Raw genomic sequence first — 16242 nt, forward strand, 5'->3', positions numbered from 1 at the left:
CCTTACACCCGAGCTATCGGCCTGCCCAAGAAAACCTCCAAAATCCGGACCGGTCCGTCAGACCGTGACCCAGTCAAGGTCCACTTCGCCCTGGATACCGTCCACCAGGCCCTTGCTGCTGTGCTGCCACCAACGCCAGCCCAGGCCTCGACAGCGCCAGCTTTGCGGCAGGACCGGCTCGTCGACCTGCCAATGGGCGACCCACAGCGGGCACTCGCTGAAATCGTAGGACTGCCACGCCACCTGGCGGTCCCAGAAGCCGGCAGCGGTGTAGATGACCGGATGAGCGCCACCGTGCAGTTCCCTGACCAGCGTGACCAGCTGGAACAGGCCGTCGGCCATCTGCTCCGGGGTCGCCTGTTCGTTGTACCGGGCCTCGACATCGATGGCGAAAAGGTCCCGCCCCACCTCGAAATCCACCGCGGCGAGCCGATCGCGGATATTGGCCAGTTGCTCGCCTGGGGTGCAGTTCAAGGCCCTGAAGTAGTGATAGGCCCCCGCCTGCAAGCCGTTGGCGCGCATGCCGCGAAAATTCTCGACGAACCTGGGGTCGGCGTAGGTGGCGCCCTCGCTCATTTTCGCGATCCCATGGGTGACGCCGGCCGCCGCCACCCTCGCCCAATCGATCTCACCCTGCCAGCGCGACACATCGATACCCCGCGCATAGGCGTTGCTGCCTGGTTCCCTGCAACTCATCGTTCTCTCCCATGAGGTTATCAGCCGTCGGATAGTCCGTCGTACCGATGTTTTCATGGGCAGCCGGTGCCAAGGCACTAAGGGGATACCGCCCGCTGTTCAAGTTGGAGCACATGAGGTTTGTCGCCCGCTCTTCAGGAACGACAGTCTGTTCCGGGTCCAAAGCGACCACCCACGCCCGGCTGCTACCAGCCAGAAGTGGTCACTGGCAACGGGAAATGCTTGAGTAAGCCGTCACGAAGACTGATATGTTGCTCGCGCCTCGGGCCGCATCCCATCGACGCAGATCCCATCAAGGAAGAAAAAACAATGAAAAAAGTACTCGGCCTCGTGCTGCTGATCTGCCTGAACATACCGGCCTTCGCAAGCTACCAGACCATCGGTTTTCAGACCAGGACGCTGCCGGACGAGGACAATGATCGCCCGCTGGAACTGGTCGTCTGGTACCCGAGCACCACCACCGCCACACCGCAGTTGATCGCTGATACCGCGGTATTCGTCGGTGACCTGGCTGTACGCGATGCGCTTCCGGACGCAGGCGCGCACCCGTTGGTGGTGCTTTCCCATGGTTTTCGCGGTAACTGGGGGAACCAGTCCTGGTTGGCCAGCACCCTGGCTCACCAGGGTTACATCGTGGCCGCGGTCAACCACCCCGGCACCACAACCCGCGATCGAAACCGGAAGGCTGCGGCACAGCTGTGGCAGCGGCCCATCGACCTGCAACGGGCCATCGATGCGGTCATGGCTCAGCCGAGTCAGTATGGAGGGGTGGCGAAAGGTCAAATTGCGGTGGTGGGACATTCACTGGGTGGCTGGACCGCGCTGGAAATTGCCGGCGCCCGGTTCGACTCCAAGCGGTTTATCCAGGAATGCGTCACCCATCCGCAACTGTCCAGTTGCAGCGTCTACAAACAGATCAACCCTGACAGCGATCCGGTATCGAAAGCTCGACTGGAAGGTGATCTGAGGGACAAACGCGTCACCGCCATCGTCACCCTGGACCTGGGCCTGTCACGGGGCATCACCAATGAAAGCCTGGCGGCGTGGTCGGTACCGGCACTGGTGATCGCGGCGGGTGCGCCCTCCGAAGATCTCCCTGCACGCTTGGAGTCCGCCGACCTGGCCAAGCGATTGCCATCGGCGACCCGTCGTTATGTCGAGATCCGGGACGCCAGCCACTTCAGCTTCCTGTCGTTGTGCAAACCTGGCGCAATGGCGTTGCTCGAAGCAGACGAACCCGGCGATGGCATCATTTGCCGGGATGGCGATAACGCTCGACCACGGGCGCTGATCCAGTCACAGATCGCCTCGTTGATCACCGAGTTTCTGGCACAGTCATTTCGCAACTGACGGTGGTTGATTCGATTGACGGTAGGTGCTGGACGAGCACCGACCGCGTGTTTGAGCCATACGCCGCCGATCGTCTTGGCCGTGTCATCCCAATGGATGACATGGAGCGGCAGACCTTCGAGTCTGCCGGGGTCCGATATGCCCAGTCTTGCACACCTGCCGTGTCCCAGGCCCGTATGGGGCACCAGGCTCCCCTCCAAATACAGTCAGCCATAAACCTGTTTTCAGGCGGTAGACATGCAGCGCTTTTCAGAAGATCCACCTTTCTTCCAGTCGGATCTACGTCATGCAACGCGTTTCTCATCGAGGTGCCAGGTGCTGGTTGCCCGCCCTCCTGACCCTGCCCTACTGCACCCTGAGTTTTGCCTTGAACACCGCCAGCATCATCCCGACGGTATCCTCGCCCGATTGCCTGGAGTACCAGGTCGTGGGGGTGTGCTACTGGCTGCGTTGCACTAACTTCGGCTGCAGTGTCAAAACCTCCGCCAAGGTGCGGCACTACGTGCCGGATGCGGTGGTTTCCAGCTATTCCAGCACGGGCGACAACCCCTGGACAGAGGTCAGGGCCTTGAGCGCCCCAACCTCCGGTGCCCAGGGGGGCGGCAGTGGCACCACCAACAGCTCCCGCGAAAACAGCCTCTCGGTATTCAAGAACGTCGACGTGATCGGTCATCCCGGCATCGCCGCCTTCAACGCCTTCGCCAGCGGTTCGGGCTACACCTGCGAGGGTGCCGGAACACCTTACATGCCCCATTTTCTCAGCACCCTGGACCCGATTGGCTGGCGCCACGGCATTCCTGAGAGTGTATTCCCCCAGTCGCTGGTCCCTGGCATGCGCGAAGTCGGCAGTCGGCTGTCGATGAACCTGTGGGGCAACGTCTATCCGCGCAGTGGTTTCCTGCACCAGCCGGATGACTACAAGGCGTCAGCGGTGATGGCTCAGCGCGCCGGCGACATCGTGACCCGCCCTGGGCAGGTACATGTCTATCGCCCTCTGCTGGCACTCGCCAAGCCCGGTTACTGGCCCGCCGGCGAGTTGCGTGAATCCGATGCGCTGACGGGCAAGTGGCAGCAACTGACGCCGACGGCCAGTGCCTCCTGTGCCACCTTCCCTGAACCGGGCATTCACCAGCAGGCCCCGGATGGCGCCTATGCCTGGTCGCTCTGGCGCCCCTACAGCTGCTGCAAGCAGGAAGGACAGACTTTCCTGGGCAGCACCGGCGGCCAATGACCTCGCGACGCCGAACGATCGCCTCTCTCGTAATGGAGCCTCTCATGATTCGGATGTCATCGTTTCGCCGCCCCAGCCCCAGTCGCTGGCTGCTTCTGCTCATGGCCCTGGGGAGCGTTCCGCCGACAGCCACGGCGACGGAGTTCGGTAGCAGCGGCAGTGCCATAAGTGACGACGTGCTGTACCGGATTGGCGGTGGCAGCGCCGTGAACATGGGCCGGGCCGGCGACATGCAAAGCCTCCAGGTCGGCGTGGGGTGGAACACCGACCTGATGTGCGGGAAGATGGATTTGAACACCACCCTGCACAACCAGCTCAACGGCCTCACCGAGGGTTTCCAGAACATCATGGGCGACCTGATCCAGGGCGCCACGGGGGCTGTGGCCTCGCTGCCGGCGCTGATCATTCAGCGAGCGGACCCGGGCCTTTACAACCTGCTCACCAACGGCATCCTGCAGGCACGGCTGGACTTCGACCGCTCCAAGGCCAGTTGCCGCGAGATGGCCGAGCGCATGATGAAGGTCGCCGGCAACCAGAACCGTTGGGGTGCGCTCGCCGAGGGCCAGGCACTCAAGGAGGCCATGGTCCAGAACACTGACGCCGTTGCGGTCACCGCCCAGGCCGAGAAGGACAACGGCAACACCGGTGTGCCCTGGGTCGGAGGGGAAAAAGCCGGAGGCAAACAACAGGCACCGATCAAGGTGGTCAAGGATGTGACCAAGGCCGGCTACAACCTGCTCAATGGCCGCGGTGCCACGGACAACAGCAGCATCGATCCCAAGGCCTGCAACAGCGGCCTGCTGTGCAAGACCTGGAAATCACCGGATGAAGCGGCCGGGTTTGCCAACCGCGTGCTGGGGGAAGACGAACAGCAAACGTGTGAAGACTGCACCAAGAGCACCGCCACCGCTGGCGTGGGCCTGACACCGCTGATTCAGGAAGAGTACGAGGCCAAGCTCAAGGCACTGAAGGCGTTGATCGACGGCAGCCAGACCACCACGCCGGAAAATCTCGCCAGCGCGGGCAGCAACTCGATGCCGATCACCCGGGGCGTCATCACCGCCCTGCGTGATGAGCCCGACCAGGAGCTGCTGGCCCAGCGCCTGGTCTCGGAAATTGCCGTCACCAGCATTCTGGAGAAAGCCCTGCTGCTGCAACGCGCCCTGCTCGCCGGCCAGAAGGAGCCCAATGTGTCCGCCAGCGGCCTCGCCGCCAAGACCATCGACGTCGAGCGCGAGGCCCTGCAACAGGAAATCGCCAACCTGCTCACCGACCTGGAAATGCGCCGTTCCCTGACCAGCAATTCACCCTCGGCAATTATCGCGCGGCACCAGCAGCGCAAGGACAACTCACGCACGATCTTCGAGGGGGATCCGGATGCCAATCGGCTGGAGTCGTTGGAGAAGGAGGTCAAGGGCAATGGGGGGCGGCCGCCACCTCCCTGAGCAAGGCCGCTGCCCCCGTAACTGTCGCCCCCCAGGTTTTATTACAAGGATCAGTGATGAAAAAACGTTTCTCGCTCTGTGCCCTGGCTTTGGCCCTGGCCGGCTGCAATGCCGAGTACACCTTCGATGAAATCTCCGCCAAAGCCGGCAGGCTCGGCTCTCCCCATGCGCTGTACATCGAGCCCCAGTCCGGTCAGCCCCTCAATGGCACCGTGACGCATAAGGTCGGTGACCAGCTGCTGCTGTCCTTCAAGGTGGAAAATGGCCGGGCCGTGGGAGAATGGAAACAGTTCGACCCGAGCGGCGCGCTGTTGGTCGAAGGCCAGTTGAAAGCCGGCGTGTTCGTCGGGACACGCAAGACCTGGTGCACGGGCACCTTCTCCCGGCAACTGCACGAGTTGTTGACGGAGGAAGGCGGACGTAGCGCCGTGCAAACCTATGATTGCGCCACCGGCCTGCAGGTCGGTGACAGCACCTCCCTGGCGGGCAGTGAGGTGCGCGTCGGTGCGCAGCGCAAATGGCGGGTGATCGAGGGGGAACAGAAGCTGACCTTGCTGGAAACCTTCGCCAGCGACGGTTCCGGCAAGCTCGATGGCCGGGTGGAACATTACGACTACAAAGGCGACCTCAAGGACCGCGCCACGTACCAGAATGGCGTGCTCAACGGTGTGCTGGAGACCTGGGTAGACGCCCAAGGTACAAGGGTGCCGAGAACCAAAGTCACCTACAGCGCCGGCAAGAAAAACGGCCCTTCGGAAATTTACTTCATGCGCGACTGGCCCGCCGGCACTGTGGAAGAAAAAGGCCATTATCAGGATGACCTGCAGGTGGGAGTCTGGACCCGCTACCAATTCGGCGAAGCCACGGTGCGCGACTACGACAATCCGCCGAACAGAACCCCCATGGCCGAGCGTGTCTGGAGGGCCTCAGGCGGTGACCATCTCACCCCGGATGGAAGCATGGCCCTCAAGGACCTGGACGGCTTCGCCTATCTGCTGAAAAGCTCCGGCATCGATATCAATCAACGGCTGACCGATCAGGACCGCCCACTGATCACCTCGGCCGCAGAAAGCGCCTACGACTACCTGGTGGCCGAAGGTGCCGATCCGATGGGCCGCGATGGCGAGGGCAACACCCGGTTGATGAGCTGCCTGGGCCCCCTGCACTTTCTCAACTGCAGCCTGGGACACATGATCACACTGGCTGGCAAGGAAGACCTGAAGGCGCACAACGCCTACGGCGACACGGCCCTGTCACTGTTCTGCAGGCGGACCGAGAAGCTGCTGAGGCGCCGCAACACCGGCGATCAGATACAGGAGCTGTTTCAGGCCCTGCTCAACGGCAGTGACATAAACGCCAAGGCTTACGGGGGTGAGACGCCATTGCATGCCTGCATGGCCGAGCGCGATCTCAGCTTCGCGCAGGCCCTTGCGGCTGCCGGTGCCGACCTCGATGCCACGGACCTCAACGGCACAACCCCGCTGGCGGCGGCCTTTCTCAAGGACTATCGCGAAAGAGCAAGCGGCCACACGATCCGCTGGTCCGAGGATCGGATTCGCGTGGTTGCCAGCTACCAGGGCAAGGCCAGCTTCTCCTTCGACACACCGGTGCCCGTGTTTGGTAAATCGCTGCGCCAACTGATGCTGGAGAATGGCGATACCGCTTCGGCGATGTTGATCGACTCGCTGGTGGGTACCGTCAAGGATTGAGAGCCGTATAGGCAGCATACGAGGCTCGCATTGATTGAAGTAGCAATCAAGTTGGGCACCGGTCAGCCGCGCACCTCACGCTCAGAATTAAGGCACTGAGCGAACTAAGAGTTGATCAGGCGCGCAGCGCCACCTTTTGCGAGGTGCTTTTCTACAGCCTCCTCTTTATGGGAGTCGTGCCCACATCGATCGCACAGTCGATGGCCCAGCTTGCGAATCATGGTTTTGGTCCCATCGAGAACTTGTAGGGCCATTGCACCACACGCCCATTAGCGAGAAGCCTGCCACAGCACTCTTCCATTCTCATCCCAAGGACCCAGAGTGATCACTCAGCAACACCTGGAAACGTACGAAGCAGCTTTCCGAAAATGAGCCTGTTTCCTACGCACTATGGACATGGGAGAATATTGTCCACGCCTGCCCTGGTGGCTAGAGTCCGGAGGTCGCTGCCAATTCAGCGATCGGGCTTGGACACCCGGGATCTCACAGTGCGTACAGCACCGCGATAGCGGTTTTTTTGTGCTCGCATTATGGCGGGCTGTGCGCGGGACACTTTCGAGTGTGCCGGGTTATCTGTGTCCCGGTTGTCCAACCTGCGTACAGTTCGCCACCCTTCGCTTGGACACGAAAGTGGTGAACTTCTCCAATACACAGAGGATTCACCATGGTCAAAAAAATCACTCCCGACCCGCCACCCTGCAGCACCTCCAGCCCTGAGGAAAAAGCCGCCTACCTGCGCAAGATCATGCAGGAATCACTGGCACAGATAAAATCGGCGCCGCCTTGTACCCAAGAGCCAATTCCTCTCGACGCACTCGCCACGACCGCCTTCAAAGCAGTAGAGGCCGGTACAGCAACCTCGCCGCCACTGTTCTCTGTTCAACCAGGCGTCACCGCCCAGGATGCACTGACCCAAGTATCGGAATTGCTCAGAACTGCCGAGCTGAGCGCCGATGAAATCTGCCCTCGCCTGGATGGTTTCGAACGGGATCTGCTGATGGGAATGGCGCGCTCGATCAGGCTGTCACGAGCTGTCGTGGAGGCACTGCTTGATGGACATTCAGTTCCTGCCTTAGACACTTCGAAAGAGCTATGAGATCGTGTCCCAGGAAGTGGTGTAACTCATCGTGGCCTTGGCCACTGAGTTTGCCGTTTAGTTGATCACGGCCGACAGCTTGGCCTGCGGATTATCGCTGACCGCCTCGAAGGCCTCCAGTTGCATGTAGTGAACCGCCCCGGGTATCGCGGAGGCTGTTTTGTTTGAGTCAGGCTGCAATTGGGCTTAAACAGCCATTGGACTGGACCCGACGATGTACGGTATCCACACGTTGGCGAACCAAGGCTTCGTTGATCTATCGTAGGATCAAGAACTTGAGGGCAGTTCAACTCTTGCTTGGTCATACGAAACTCGAAAGCACTGTCAGGTATTTGGGCATCGAGGTAGACGATGCCCTAGAAATGGCAGAGCAAACAGACGTGTAAGCTTCCACTGCGACGGTCTGCGGCAGACCGTCGCTTTCCGACCCATTGCGGACAATCCGGCCTCACCCGAATATGTCCGCTTGCAGCCTTCCTCCAGTCATTCAGGTCAAATGGTGCTGCGTTTCAAGAAGGCCTCGATAACGCTTGCGAAATGTGGCGGGCACTCCTGCATCGGATAATGACCGCAGTTAGGAATCACGTGCAGCTCTGCGTTCGGATGCCACGCGAGAAAGGTACGCGTCATTGCCTGCGAATCCAGTCCGGGATCCTTGTCACCGATGATGACCAAGTAGGGTGTTTCAAGGCCCCGAACGTCATCGACGAAGTTCGCCGTGACCAGCATTTCGAGGTATCTCGCCCGGCAAGCAGGCGCAACCGTGTCGCGACTTTGTCGGACCTTGCGATTAGCCCAACCATCGGAAAGACCTCCGGTCACGAATTTGAACAAGCGCCGAAGGGCATCGTCGTCTTCTATCGTGCTGGCAAAGAAAGCCAGAGCGTCCGGACTCAAGCGATTGCCTGCGGCAGAAACGGGACACACCGCAATCGCGCTCGTGACGCGCGACGGCGCGTCCGCAGCAATGCGTTGCGTGATCATCCCGGTCATTGAGTGGCCAATTACGTGAAAGCTCGTCCAACCGAGATGGTCGGCGAGCATGAGGCAATCGGCAGCAATTTCCTCTACCGTGAATTCGCCCAACAATTCAATCGATCGCCCGTAGCCACGCAAATCAACGAAAATATAGGTGAACGCCTGGTCGTCAAGCCAGGGCATGACAGCGTGGTAGCTGGAGTGGTCGCCTAGCCAGTCATGCATGACCAGCACGTGAATCGGGCCGTTGCCGTATGGCACATATCCCAAGATGGCGTCAGATTCGGAGCGAGCTTCAAAGGGCGCTTTCATTCTATGGTTCCTGTGTGATTGGCGGAACCAAAATAAAACGCCCTCCCGGCAAACTGGGAGGGCGTTTTCAAAGCAATTTCATGTTACCAATCCCCTGAGCATGGATCAATAGGAGGCGAACTCGCCTACGGATGCATGACCGAAGTGCGGGCATCAAGCGCCGTTCCTACATGCGAATCGGCCCCTGGTCGGACGACCGCTCATGGCCGAAAGCGGACGTTGGCAATCGACGGCTAACGGCCGATGGCTTTCACTTACAGATGACCGCTTTCAGGTACACACGGGCACTCGTAGGGTTTACTCATCCTGTAGCTTCAAACCACATCCTGCATCATTAAAAGCACATTGAAAAAATGGTTCTATGCTGAATCTCCAGAGCCCTTGCATCCAGAGCTAGGGTAACAAGGAGATCGCGAAATGCACGGATTAACTCAAATCCATATTCAAAACTTTCGTGCCTGTAAAAATGTCTTTCTATCCTTGGGAAGCTTCACACCTCTGGTGGGACAAAACAACGTTGGCAAGTCCACCATATTAGATGCCATCCGAATTGTTCTAGCGCCAAAAGCGTTCGTTAAAAATGATGCCTTTGACCCTGCGCTGCCGATAGTGCTCAGTGCATGTATTTCCGGAATAACTCCAGAATTAATCTCGTTAATTCCAGAGCCCAGACACCGCCTAGCTATTGAACCCTATTGTGTTAACGGAGAGCTATGGATCCGCACCACTGGCACAGGCACCGCAAAGCCAGTTCAGGAGGTTTGGCAACCAGATGAAAAGGACGCAAATGGCATTCCTACAACCTGGCGTTCATATCCGACGGGTCTGCCATCAGTTGTTTCTGCTTTGCTTCCTGAAGCTCTCCACATTCAAGCAATGGACGATGTGCCGGAGGATTTAGGAAAAGGAAAAGCTGGCAGCACTATTCGTGGGCTGCTAGATGAAATTATGACGCCAATCCTCACAGCACATGTTGAAGTCACCCAAGCCTTGGAAGCAGTCAGACGTATATTGAGAGTTGATGGTGAGCAGAGATCACCTGTATTAACTGGCTTTGATAATGATGCTACCGCTGCGCTTGGGGATTTCTTTCCAGGGTTGCGCTTGGATTTAGACGTTCCCTCAATCGATGTAAAAGAATTCTTCAAATCGGGAGACCTGCACGTTACCGACGAAGCATCTGGTGATCGTCGACGATTTGATCAGGTAGGAAGTGGTGCACAACGAGCGATTCAAATGGCGTTGATTCGGTTGCTGGCAGATTTGCGTCAAACCACCGCTCAAGGGATTTCTAGGCGGATGCTGCTAATTGATGAGCCGGAACTCTTCTTACACCCTCAAGGGGTTCGCAAGCTTCGAGAAGCGCTTAAGCAACTTTCGGTCGCAGGCTTTCAGATTGTATTCACCACTCATTCTCCCTTAATGCTCAGCAGGGATAACGCTCCAGATACAGTCATCGTTCGCAGGCATCCAGTTGATGGCTCTGTCGTCCGCGCACAGTTACGGGAAGCTGTTGCTAATGCAATGGAGGAAGCTCAGGCTCAATCCCGTGCTCTCTTCGAATTAGGCAACGTTGCTGACATTTACTTCGCTGAGAAGGTAATTCTTTGTGAAGGTAAAACCGATCAGCGTCTGCTTCCACTGGTGTACGAAAGGCTGTATGGATCGAGGCCAGAACTTGATCGCATCTGCTTTGTGGCGCTAGGCAGTTGCTCCAGCATCCCTAAAGGGGTTTCAGTACTCTCAGCTATGGGTATTACCTGTGGTGTTATTGCAGATTTGGATTTTGCTTTCACGCACGCTCGAAGTGGTGGCGAGGCTTGGTTATCAAAAGACGGTGAGGATATGGCCAAAGTGAAAGGCGTGTTGATCAGAATTGGAGCAGAGCACGGTGTACCGCTGGGTGGGAACGGTCTGCCCGTGAATTCTGGAGGATTAAGAGCCGCAGATACTTGGGCGCTATTCGCACACGACCCGGAAGGCTTCGAATTAGCGGAAGCAGTTCATAACGAGCTTCTGGCCCGAAATACATGGGTATGGCCTATTGGCTGTATCGAAGATGTATTCGGTATTCACGAAAAAGGTGAAGAAGCCATTCTTGAGCAAGAGGACTTTCTGCGTAGCGCAGATGGTGCATCAACTGAAGCCAAGGCTCCGTTGCTGAAGGCTTGCTTAGAATGGTTAAGAGCATTTTAGTGAACGTAACTTCAGTGGTGGCTATTCTTTCTAATGTCTGGTTCTGGCCGATTTCTATCTAACACGAAGTCGGCCAAAACAGTCCTGCAGGAATGGCTAGGATCAATCCTTCTTGTCATTTCTGCCCAAAGACCAAATTCGTCTAGTCATAGCTATTCATCGTATCTTTCCGACCTTTCCAATAACTGATCCATTGTTCCCAAACCTTTCGATTTTCGATGAGATTCGCGTGCTCTCCTCGCCGCCGCAGGATCACGATCCGTTACACAGGTCGCCCCTCGTTCATTTCACTCAGACCTTGACGTAGCAAAAAAAATAATACTTATTAAGCAGGTACAGATTTTTTGACGCACCTAGGCCAAAAAATTAGCTGAGAGGAATACGTTTAATGTTAACGTCTTGTTCAGATATAGAATCAGGATCAGAATTTAATTCAAAAAGTGAAGACACTTACTCGGGAGATTCTACTTTTTTATGTTCTTCGAAAGTTCATGATGGAGTAAATGTCGCAGCTGCCTGCGAGTTACTTGTCGCGTCTAAACTTTGTAGTTTCGCTCTGGATAGCCAAGGTCGGATTTATTTCAAAGAAAACGGCAGACTTAGATCTCATTTGCTGGGCGTCGAAACTACAATCTCTGGGCTAGGCATGACAGTGCGCGGGCATAATGATTTTGTGAGAGCCAATCCTGGAGACTCAAATATTTACTCGTTGCTTAGTGCGTTTAATCTGCTCCTGTCAGACAAAAAATTGTTTAATACTGCTTTCGGCTTTCCGACCGAAAGTGCGCGAATTTTCATGCGCCCACTAGCAATCAGATTCGAAGATGATGAAGAATACGAAATGTTTATTCCTTACATACGAATTTATGCCGGAGGAATTCTAAGTATATCTCTTAGCTCGATATTGGGGTTTCAGGATGCAACTGCGAATGAAGTGGTATATAAGGAGGTTAACAAATCGCAGCGCAACATGAATTCTGTTTTGTGCGAGAGGGAATTATTTTTAGCCAGCACCGAAACTCAAGTTTCACAAATGCCCACACGAGAGCGAACTTCACAACGACGGACATTCGAGGGCATGATAAAAAAATCATTGGATGCTCCCGAAAAATTAGAATTTCTTGATGAGAGACTAGAGGTATATGAGCTAGTCCATACCGATCAGCTCACACTCACAGATGTAGCAAGAAATCTGTTGTCAGTAGTGGCTCGAGCCTTAAAGAATGGAGTAGTTAAAACTCATATAAATTGGCTGGGGAGCCAATACCACGAGGACTCTATCGGCGCTCACTGGATAGGAAAGCCAATTATTTATATTGGCTCACACTCCAGGCAAAAAAATAGCTCGTCAGAGAACTGGGCTTTGCATAAGCATCTAGTGGATAGTGTCATGAGTCGAGTGTATCTTGCGGAGTCTTCGCTGTACACAGCCTTAGATTACAGCGATATGCGAAATTTCGATGATTATAATAGCTTCTACTCCGAGGCGGTTTCACTGATGCTGTCCTCAGCGGCAGTAGCGTCATCAATTGAAAACAACAGATCCTATACTTTTAATAATTTAACCTCAGACATACAAGTATTAAACGAGACATCGCACTACATTCGAATATATTATTCATATGCCTTGCTTGGTTTGGAGAGGTGCAAGTCCGCAATTGACGTGGCGCGACTAGAGCTAAATATCCTAAGTTTTGAAGAATCTCTTCTTTCTGCGCACAAGCACGGCGAGATAGCCCAATATTTGGAAGAGGTCAAGTGCGGCGATCACTTGGCGTCAGTTTGTAGGCTTCTACATAAAAAAATTGATACTATCCGAAAGGCACTTGAACTAGATGAGAAAATTGCATCGGAGTCTTATACGCGCCGAATTACCATTATCTTTGGAATCATTGCATCTGCCACGCTGTCGCCAGAGTTGATGCAGCCACTAGCAAAGCATTATGGCCTAACCTTCGCTGAAGATCATGTTGGAAAAATATTTGGAATCGGAGTATCGGTCGCAGTTGTAATTGGATTTCTGATGCTTATCCACTACGGCTTTCGGCTTTATACTTGTATTGTTCAAAAAATTAAAACATAGGAAAACTTATTACAATATAAATTTTGAACCTCCACTGCGTAATGCGCGTTATGATCGCCTGCTTTTCCTTTAGCTGCCGGGAGCGGGCTTACTGTTTTGAATGGAAGCTGACATGTGATCATGCGTCCGCTTTTGGCCGATAGCTGTCCTCTACGAAGGGCAGCAATAGGTCAATTGCGACCCTAAATCACCGGCAACTTTCGGTCGAGTTCGTCGACCAGGACAGCAAGAAAGAAATGCTAGTCAATTTGGAGTTCAAGGAGTTGATCATGGATGTAATCTCAGCGCACCTGTTTTCTATCAATCACCGTGCTCAAATTGAAGCAAGCGATCACTGTGGCTGTTTTTATTGTTTAGGTGTGTTTTCACCCTCAGCAATCACTGAATGGGTTGATCTGGATAGAACCGCTTTGTGTCCGAAGTGCGGGATCGACTCGGTCATCGGTTCAGCATCCCGTCTGCCGATTACCCTTGAATTTCTTTCGAAAATGCACGAACACTGGTTCTAAAAGATCCCGCCGGGTTCTACCCCATTTCCACGAAGACACCGATCAGCAGCTTCTGCCCATTCAGCGCCAAACCAGACAACTCCCTTTCACTTGAGTGAATTTTCCTAGAAAATCCCGAGCGCTTGTTTGCGCCTGATCGCGGGGCTAGGCTCGGTTTCGTCACTGCCAATTCAGTGACCGGGTTTAGTCGCCCGCCAGTTTGATCAGGCGCACAGCGCCACCTTCTACGAGGCGCTTTTTTGCAGCCTCCTTTTTATGGTGGCCGTGCGCAGGGCACTTCGGTGCGCCGGTTTTCCTGATCACCGGTCGACTAACCTGCGTACGGCTGCCACCTCTTCGTTTAGTCGCGAATGTGACGGCTCCCAAACAGATCGGGAGTAACCACCCTATGTTCAAGGTCACGCCAAATCCCCCGCCCTCCTCCCATGCTGGTGGCATCAATCCGCGTGTTGCGGACCGGGCTTTGTCTCACTACAACCTCCGGCCAGACGCTGCTTCGAAATCATCACCGGTTGACGGTGCTGGCAGACGCCTGCCCGAACCTGAGAACCAGGAGGAAGCCTTGATCGATGTCTACTCAATCCTGCAATCAGCTGCGGCCACAGCTTATGAGCATGCCGATAACCAGACCGGCTCTAATCGCAAATTGGCGATGGGTGTCGTGCACCTGATTGAGCTTGCACAACTGCGTATGGACTCAATGCTGGAGACGCAGACAGTCGGCTCCACAGGCTGACAGCACGTCGTTGAGGTGCGGGAAGCACCGCTTCCCGTTTCACCTAGTCGTTGGCCTTAGCTATCAGTGGCAAAGGCTAGCCAGGCTTGAGTGACGTCGAGAAGCGAGCTGGCGAGACATGCTGATCAGAACTGCTCGGGCCGCAACTGGTACAGGCTGTGGCTGCCGGCCTTGATGCTGGCCTCCAAGGCCAACGAACGGGGCAACAGACGCTGGAAGAAGAACTCGGCGCTGGCCAGCTTGGCGCCGTAGAACGCCGGATCGTCTGCCATGGCTGGCTGAGCCGCGGCCGCCATTCGTGCCCACATGTAGGCGTAGGCTGTCAGGCCGAACAACTGCAGGTACTCCACCGCTGAGGCGCTGATCAGGTTCGCGTCATCCACCGCATGGCGCATCAGCCAGTGGGAGGTGTCACTCAGCCGCTCAATGGCCTGGAGCACCGCATCGCGATGCAGCGCAGCATCGGCGCAGAACAGGCGGATCTCGTCGGTGAACACAGCCAGAGCCTGACCGCCATCGGCCAGCACCTTGCGCCCCAGCAAATCCAGAGCCTGAATGCCATTAGTGCCCTCGTAGATCTGCGCGATGCGTACGTCCCGTACCAATTGCTCCTGGCCCCATTCGCGGATGTAGCCGTGGCCGCCATACACTTGCTGGCCCAGCACACAACTCTCCAGTCCATTGTCGGTGAAGAAGGCCTTGGCCACGGGCGTCAGCAGCGAGACCAGGCGCTGTGCGTTCTCGCGTTCCCCCGCAGCCTCGGCATAACGGGCCAGATCGAGCTGCTGGCCGACATAGGTGGCAAACGCGCGCCCACCTTCTGTCAGGGCCCGCATGGTCAGCAACATGCGGCGGACATCACCATGGTGGATGATGGGGTCGGCCATCTTGTCCTTGGCCTGCGGGCCCATTGCAGAGCGGCTTTGCAGGCGCTCATTGGCGTAGCGGGCAGCGTTCTGGTACGAGGCCTCGGCGCAGCCTATGCCCTGGATGCCAATGGACAAACGCTCGTAGTTCATCATGGTGAACATCGCCGCCAGCCCCTTGTTCGGCTCGCCCACCAGGTAACCCACCGCACCGTCGAAGTTCATGACGCAGGTGGCCGATGCCTTGATGCCCATCTTGTGCTCGATCGACCCGCAGTGGACGCCATTACGCTCGCCCAGGCCGCCATCGGCACCGATCAGGTACTTGGGCACCAGGAACAGAGAGATACCTTTGGGGCCCGCCGGTGCATCGGGCAACTTGGCCAGCACCAGGTGAATGATGTTCTCGGTCAGGTCCTGCTCGCCGCCGGTGATGAAAATCTTGCTGCCCGTGACCCGGTAGCTGCCGTTTGCCTGCGGTTCAGCCCGCGTCCTGATCAACCCCAGATCGGTCCCGGCATGCGGCTCGGTCAGGCACATGGTGCCCGACCAGCGGCCTTCGTAGATCGGGACAAGGAAGGTTTGCTTGAGAACCTCACTGGCGTGGGCATCGATGGCCAGGCAGCTCCCCGCACTCAGCGCCGAGTACAGGCTGAAGCTGCTGTCGGCGGCATACATCATTTCCTCAAACAGCACCGAGAGCATCTTGGGCATGCCCATGCCGCCGTATTCAGGGTTGCCCCCCAGGCCCACCCATCCGCCCTCGCGATACGTCTGCCAGGCCGCCTGGAAGCCGTCCGGGGTGGTCACCTCGCCAGCGTCGAAGCGAACACCCTGTTCATCTCCGTTGCGGCTCAACGGTGCAATCAGTTGCCCGGTGATCTTCGCCGCCTCCTCGAGGATGGCATCGGCGGTGTCCGTGTCGACACGCTCGGCCAGCGCCGGTAAACGGGCCCACATCGCCGGGCCCTGAAACACTTCATGAAGAACAAAACGCATGTCACGCAGCGGTGCAGTGTAATCAGTCATCTGTGA

12 protein-coding genes and 1 pseudogene are annotated in these 16242 nt (G+C 56.5%); 10 read left to right on the forward strand and 3 right to left on the reverse strand.

What is annotated here, in order from left to right:
• Nucleotides 1-57 precede the first annotated feature (57 nt).
• Nucleotides 58-696, reverse strand: coding sequence for a glycoside hydrolase family 25 protein (locus ACMGT0_RS19650; protein ID WP_054064285.1), 639 nt, complete (start codon nt 694-696; stop codon nt 58-60).
• Nucleotides 697-1005: 309 nt separating this feature from the next.
• On the opposite strand from ACMGT0_RS19650, the gene ACMGT0_RS19655 reads away from it, so the two are divergent.
• From ACMGT0_RS19655 to ACMGT0_RS19680, 6 genes and pseudogenes are all read left to right on the forward strand, one after another.
• Complete coding sequence (locus ACMGT0_RS19655; RefSeq protein WP_416769372.1) at nt 1006-2046, forward strand: alpha/beta hydrolase family protein; 1041 nt, start codon at nt 1006-1008, stop codon at nt 2044-2046.
• A gap of 286 nt (nt 2047-2332) precedes the next feature.
• Nucleotides 2333-3277 (forward strand): TIGR03756 family integrating conjugative element protein, encoded by a 945-nt coding sequence (locus ACMGT0_RS19660; protein ID WP_273822322.1) that lies wholly within the window; start codon nt 2333-2335, stop codon nt 3275-3277.
• A gap of 44 nt (nt 3278-3321) precedes the next feature.
• Nucleotides 3322-4722, forward strand: a complete 1401-nt coding sequence (locus tag ACMGT0_RS19665) for an integrating conjugative element protein (RefSeq protein ID WP_416769374.1) — start codon at nt 3322-3324, stop codon at nt 4720-4722.
• A gap of 56 nt (nt 4723-4778) precedes the next feature.
• The gene (locus ACMGT0_RS19670) at nt 4779-6431 is read left to right on the forward strand and encodes a hypothetical protein (protein ID WP_416769376.1); all 1653 of its coding nucleotides are present in this window, start codon (nt 4779-4781) and stop codon (nt 6429-6431) included.
• Nucleotides 6432-7095: 664 nt separating this feature from the next.
• Nucleotides 7096-7527: a DUF6124 family protein gene (locus ACMGT0_RS19675; protein ID WP_054058119.1), complete on the forward strand. Its 432-nt coding sequence runs from the start codon at nt 7096-7098 to the stop codon at nt 7525-7527.
• 193 nt (nt 7528-7720) lie between these two features.
• Nucleotides 7721-7913: pseudogene (locus ACMGT0_RS19680) on the forward strand (integrase); the annotation flags it as partial.
• A 106-nt stretch (nt 7914-8019) separates the two neighbouring features.
• Here ACMGT0_RS19680 and ACMGT0_RS19685 read toward each other — a convergent pair.
• Nucleotides 8020-8817 (reverse strand): alpha/beta fold hydrolase, encoded by a 798-nt coding sequence (locus ACMGT0_RS19685; protein WP_054058120.1) that lies wholly within the window; start codon nt 8815-8817, stop codon nt 8020-8022.
• A gap of 417 nt (nt 8818-9234) precedes the next feature.
• On the opposite strand from ACMGT0_RS19685, the gene ACMGT0_RS19690 reads away from it, so the two are divergent.
• From ACMGT0_RS19690 to ACMGT0_RS19705, 4 genes are all read left to right on the forward strand, one after another.
• Entirely contained in the window at nt 9235-11013 is a 1779-nt protein-coding gene (locus ACMGT0_RS19690; RefSeq protein ID WP_054058121.1) for an ATP-dependent nuclease, read from the forward strand.
• Between the two features lie 388 nt (nt 11014-11401).
• Nucleotides 11402-13096 carry a hypothetical protein gene (locus ACMGT0_RS19695; protein ID WP_416769379.1) on the forward strand — a complete coding sequence of 565 codons (1695 nt, stop codon included), beginning with the start codon at nt 11402-11404 and terminating at the stop codon, nt 13094-13096.
• 269 nt (nt 13097-13365) lie between these two features.
• Complete coding sequence (locus ACMGT0_RS19700; protein WP_054058134.1) at nt 13366-13605, forward strand: hypothetical protein; 240 nt, start codon at nt 13366-13368, stop codon at nt 13603-13605.
• Between the two features lie 388 nt (nt 13606-13993).
• A complete protein-coding gene (locus tag ACMGT0_RS19705; RefSeq protein WP_054058122.1) occupies nt 13994-14341 on the forward strand; it encodes a DUF6124 family protein in 348 nt (115 codons plus the stop codon).
• Nucleotides 14342-14466: 125 nt separating this feature from the next.
• Here the strand turns inward: ACMGT0_RS19705 and ACMGT0_RS19710 are convergent, their stop codons facing one another.
• Nucleotides 14467-16236, reverse strand: a complete 1770-nt coding sequence (locus ACMGT0_RS19710) for an acyl-CoA dehydrogenase C-terminal domain-containing protein (protein WP_416769382.1) — start codon at nt 16234-16236, stop codon at nt 14467-14469.
• Nucleotides 16237-16242 lie beyond the last annotated feature (6 nt).

Origin of the sequence: Pseudomonas sp. RHF3.3-3, from assembly GCF_048069595.1 — a bacterium.
Taxonomy (GTDB): Bacteria; Pseudomonadota; Gammaproteobacteria; order Pseudomonadales; family Pseudomonadaceae; genus Aquipseudomonas; species Aquipseudomonas fuscovaginae_B.

What these genes read in the sequence shown, in the direction of transcription:
- ACMGT0_RS19660 (WP_273822322.1), top strand. Translation starts at nt 2,333, where the DNA reads ATGCAACGCGTTTCTCATCGAGGTGCCAGGTGCTGGTTGCCCGCCCTC.
- ACMGT0_RS19665 (WP_416769374.1), top strand. Translation starts at nt 3,322, where the DNA reads ATGATTCGGATGTCATCGTTTCGCCGCCCCAGCCCCAGTCGCTGGCTG.
- ACMGT0_RS19710 (WP_416769382.1), bottom strand. Translation starts at nt 16,236, where the DNA reads ATGACTGATTACACTGCACCGCTGCGTGACATGCGTTTTGTTCTTCAT.
- ACMGT0_RS19700 (WP_054058134.1), top strand. Translation starts at nt 13,366, where the DNA reads ATGGATGTAATCTCAGCGCACCTGTTTTCTATCAATCACCGTGCTCAA.
- ACMGT0_RS19695 (WP_416769379.1), top strand. Translation starts at nt 11,402, where the DNA reads ATGTTAACGTCTTGTTCAGATATAGAATCAGGATCAGAATTTAATTCA.
- ACMGT0_RS19705 (WP_054058122.1), top strand. Translation starts at nt 13,994, where the DNA reads ATGTTCAAGGTCACGCCAAATCCCCCGCCCTCCTCCCATGCTGGTGGC.
- ACMGT0_RS19650 (WP_054064285.1), bottom strand. Translation starts at nt 696, where the DNA reads ATGAGTTGCAGGGAACCAGGCAGCAACGCCTATGCGCGGGGTATCGAT.
- ACMGT0_RS19670 (WP_416769376.1), top strand. Translation starts at nt 4,779, where the DNA reads ATGAAAAAACGTTTCTCGCTCTGTGCCCTGGCTTTGGCCCTGGCCGGC.
- ACMGT0_RS19685 (WP_054058120.1), bottom strand. Translation starts at nt 8,817, where the DNA reads ATGAAAGCGCCCTTTGAAGCTCGCTCCGAATCTGACGCCATCTTGGGA.
- ACMGT0_RS19655 (WP_416769372.1), top strand. Translation starts at nt 1,006, where the DNA reads ATGAAAAAAGTACTCGGCCTCGTGCTGCTGATCTGCCTGAACATACCG.
- ACMGT0_RS19690 (WP_054058121.1), top strand. Translation starts at nt 9,235, where the DNA reads ATGCACGGATTAACTCAAATCCATATTCAAAACTTTCGTGCCTGTAAA.
- ACMGT0_RS19675 (WP_054058119.1), top strand. Translation starts at nt 7,096, where the DNA reads ATGGTCAAAAAAATCACTCCCGACCCGCCACCCTGCAGCACCTCCAGC.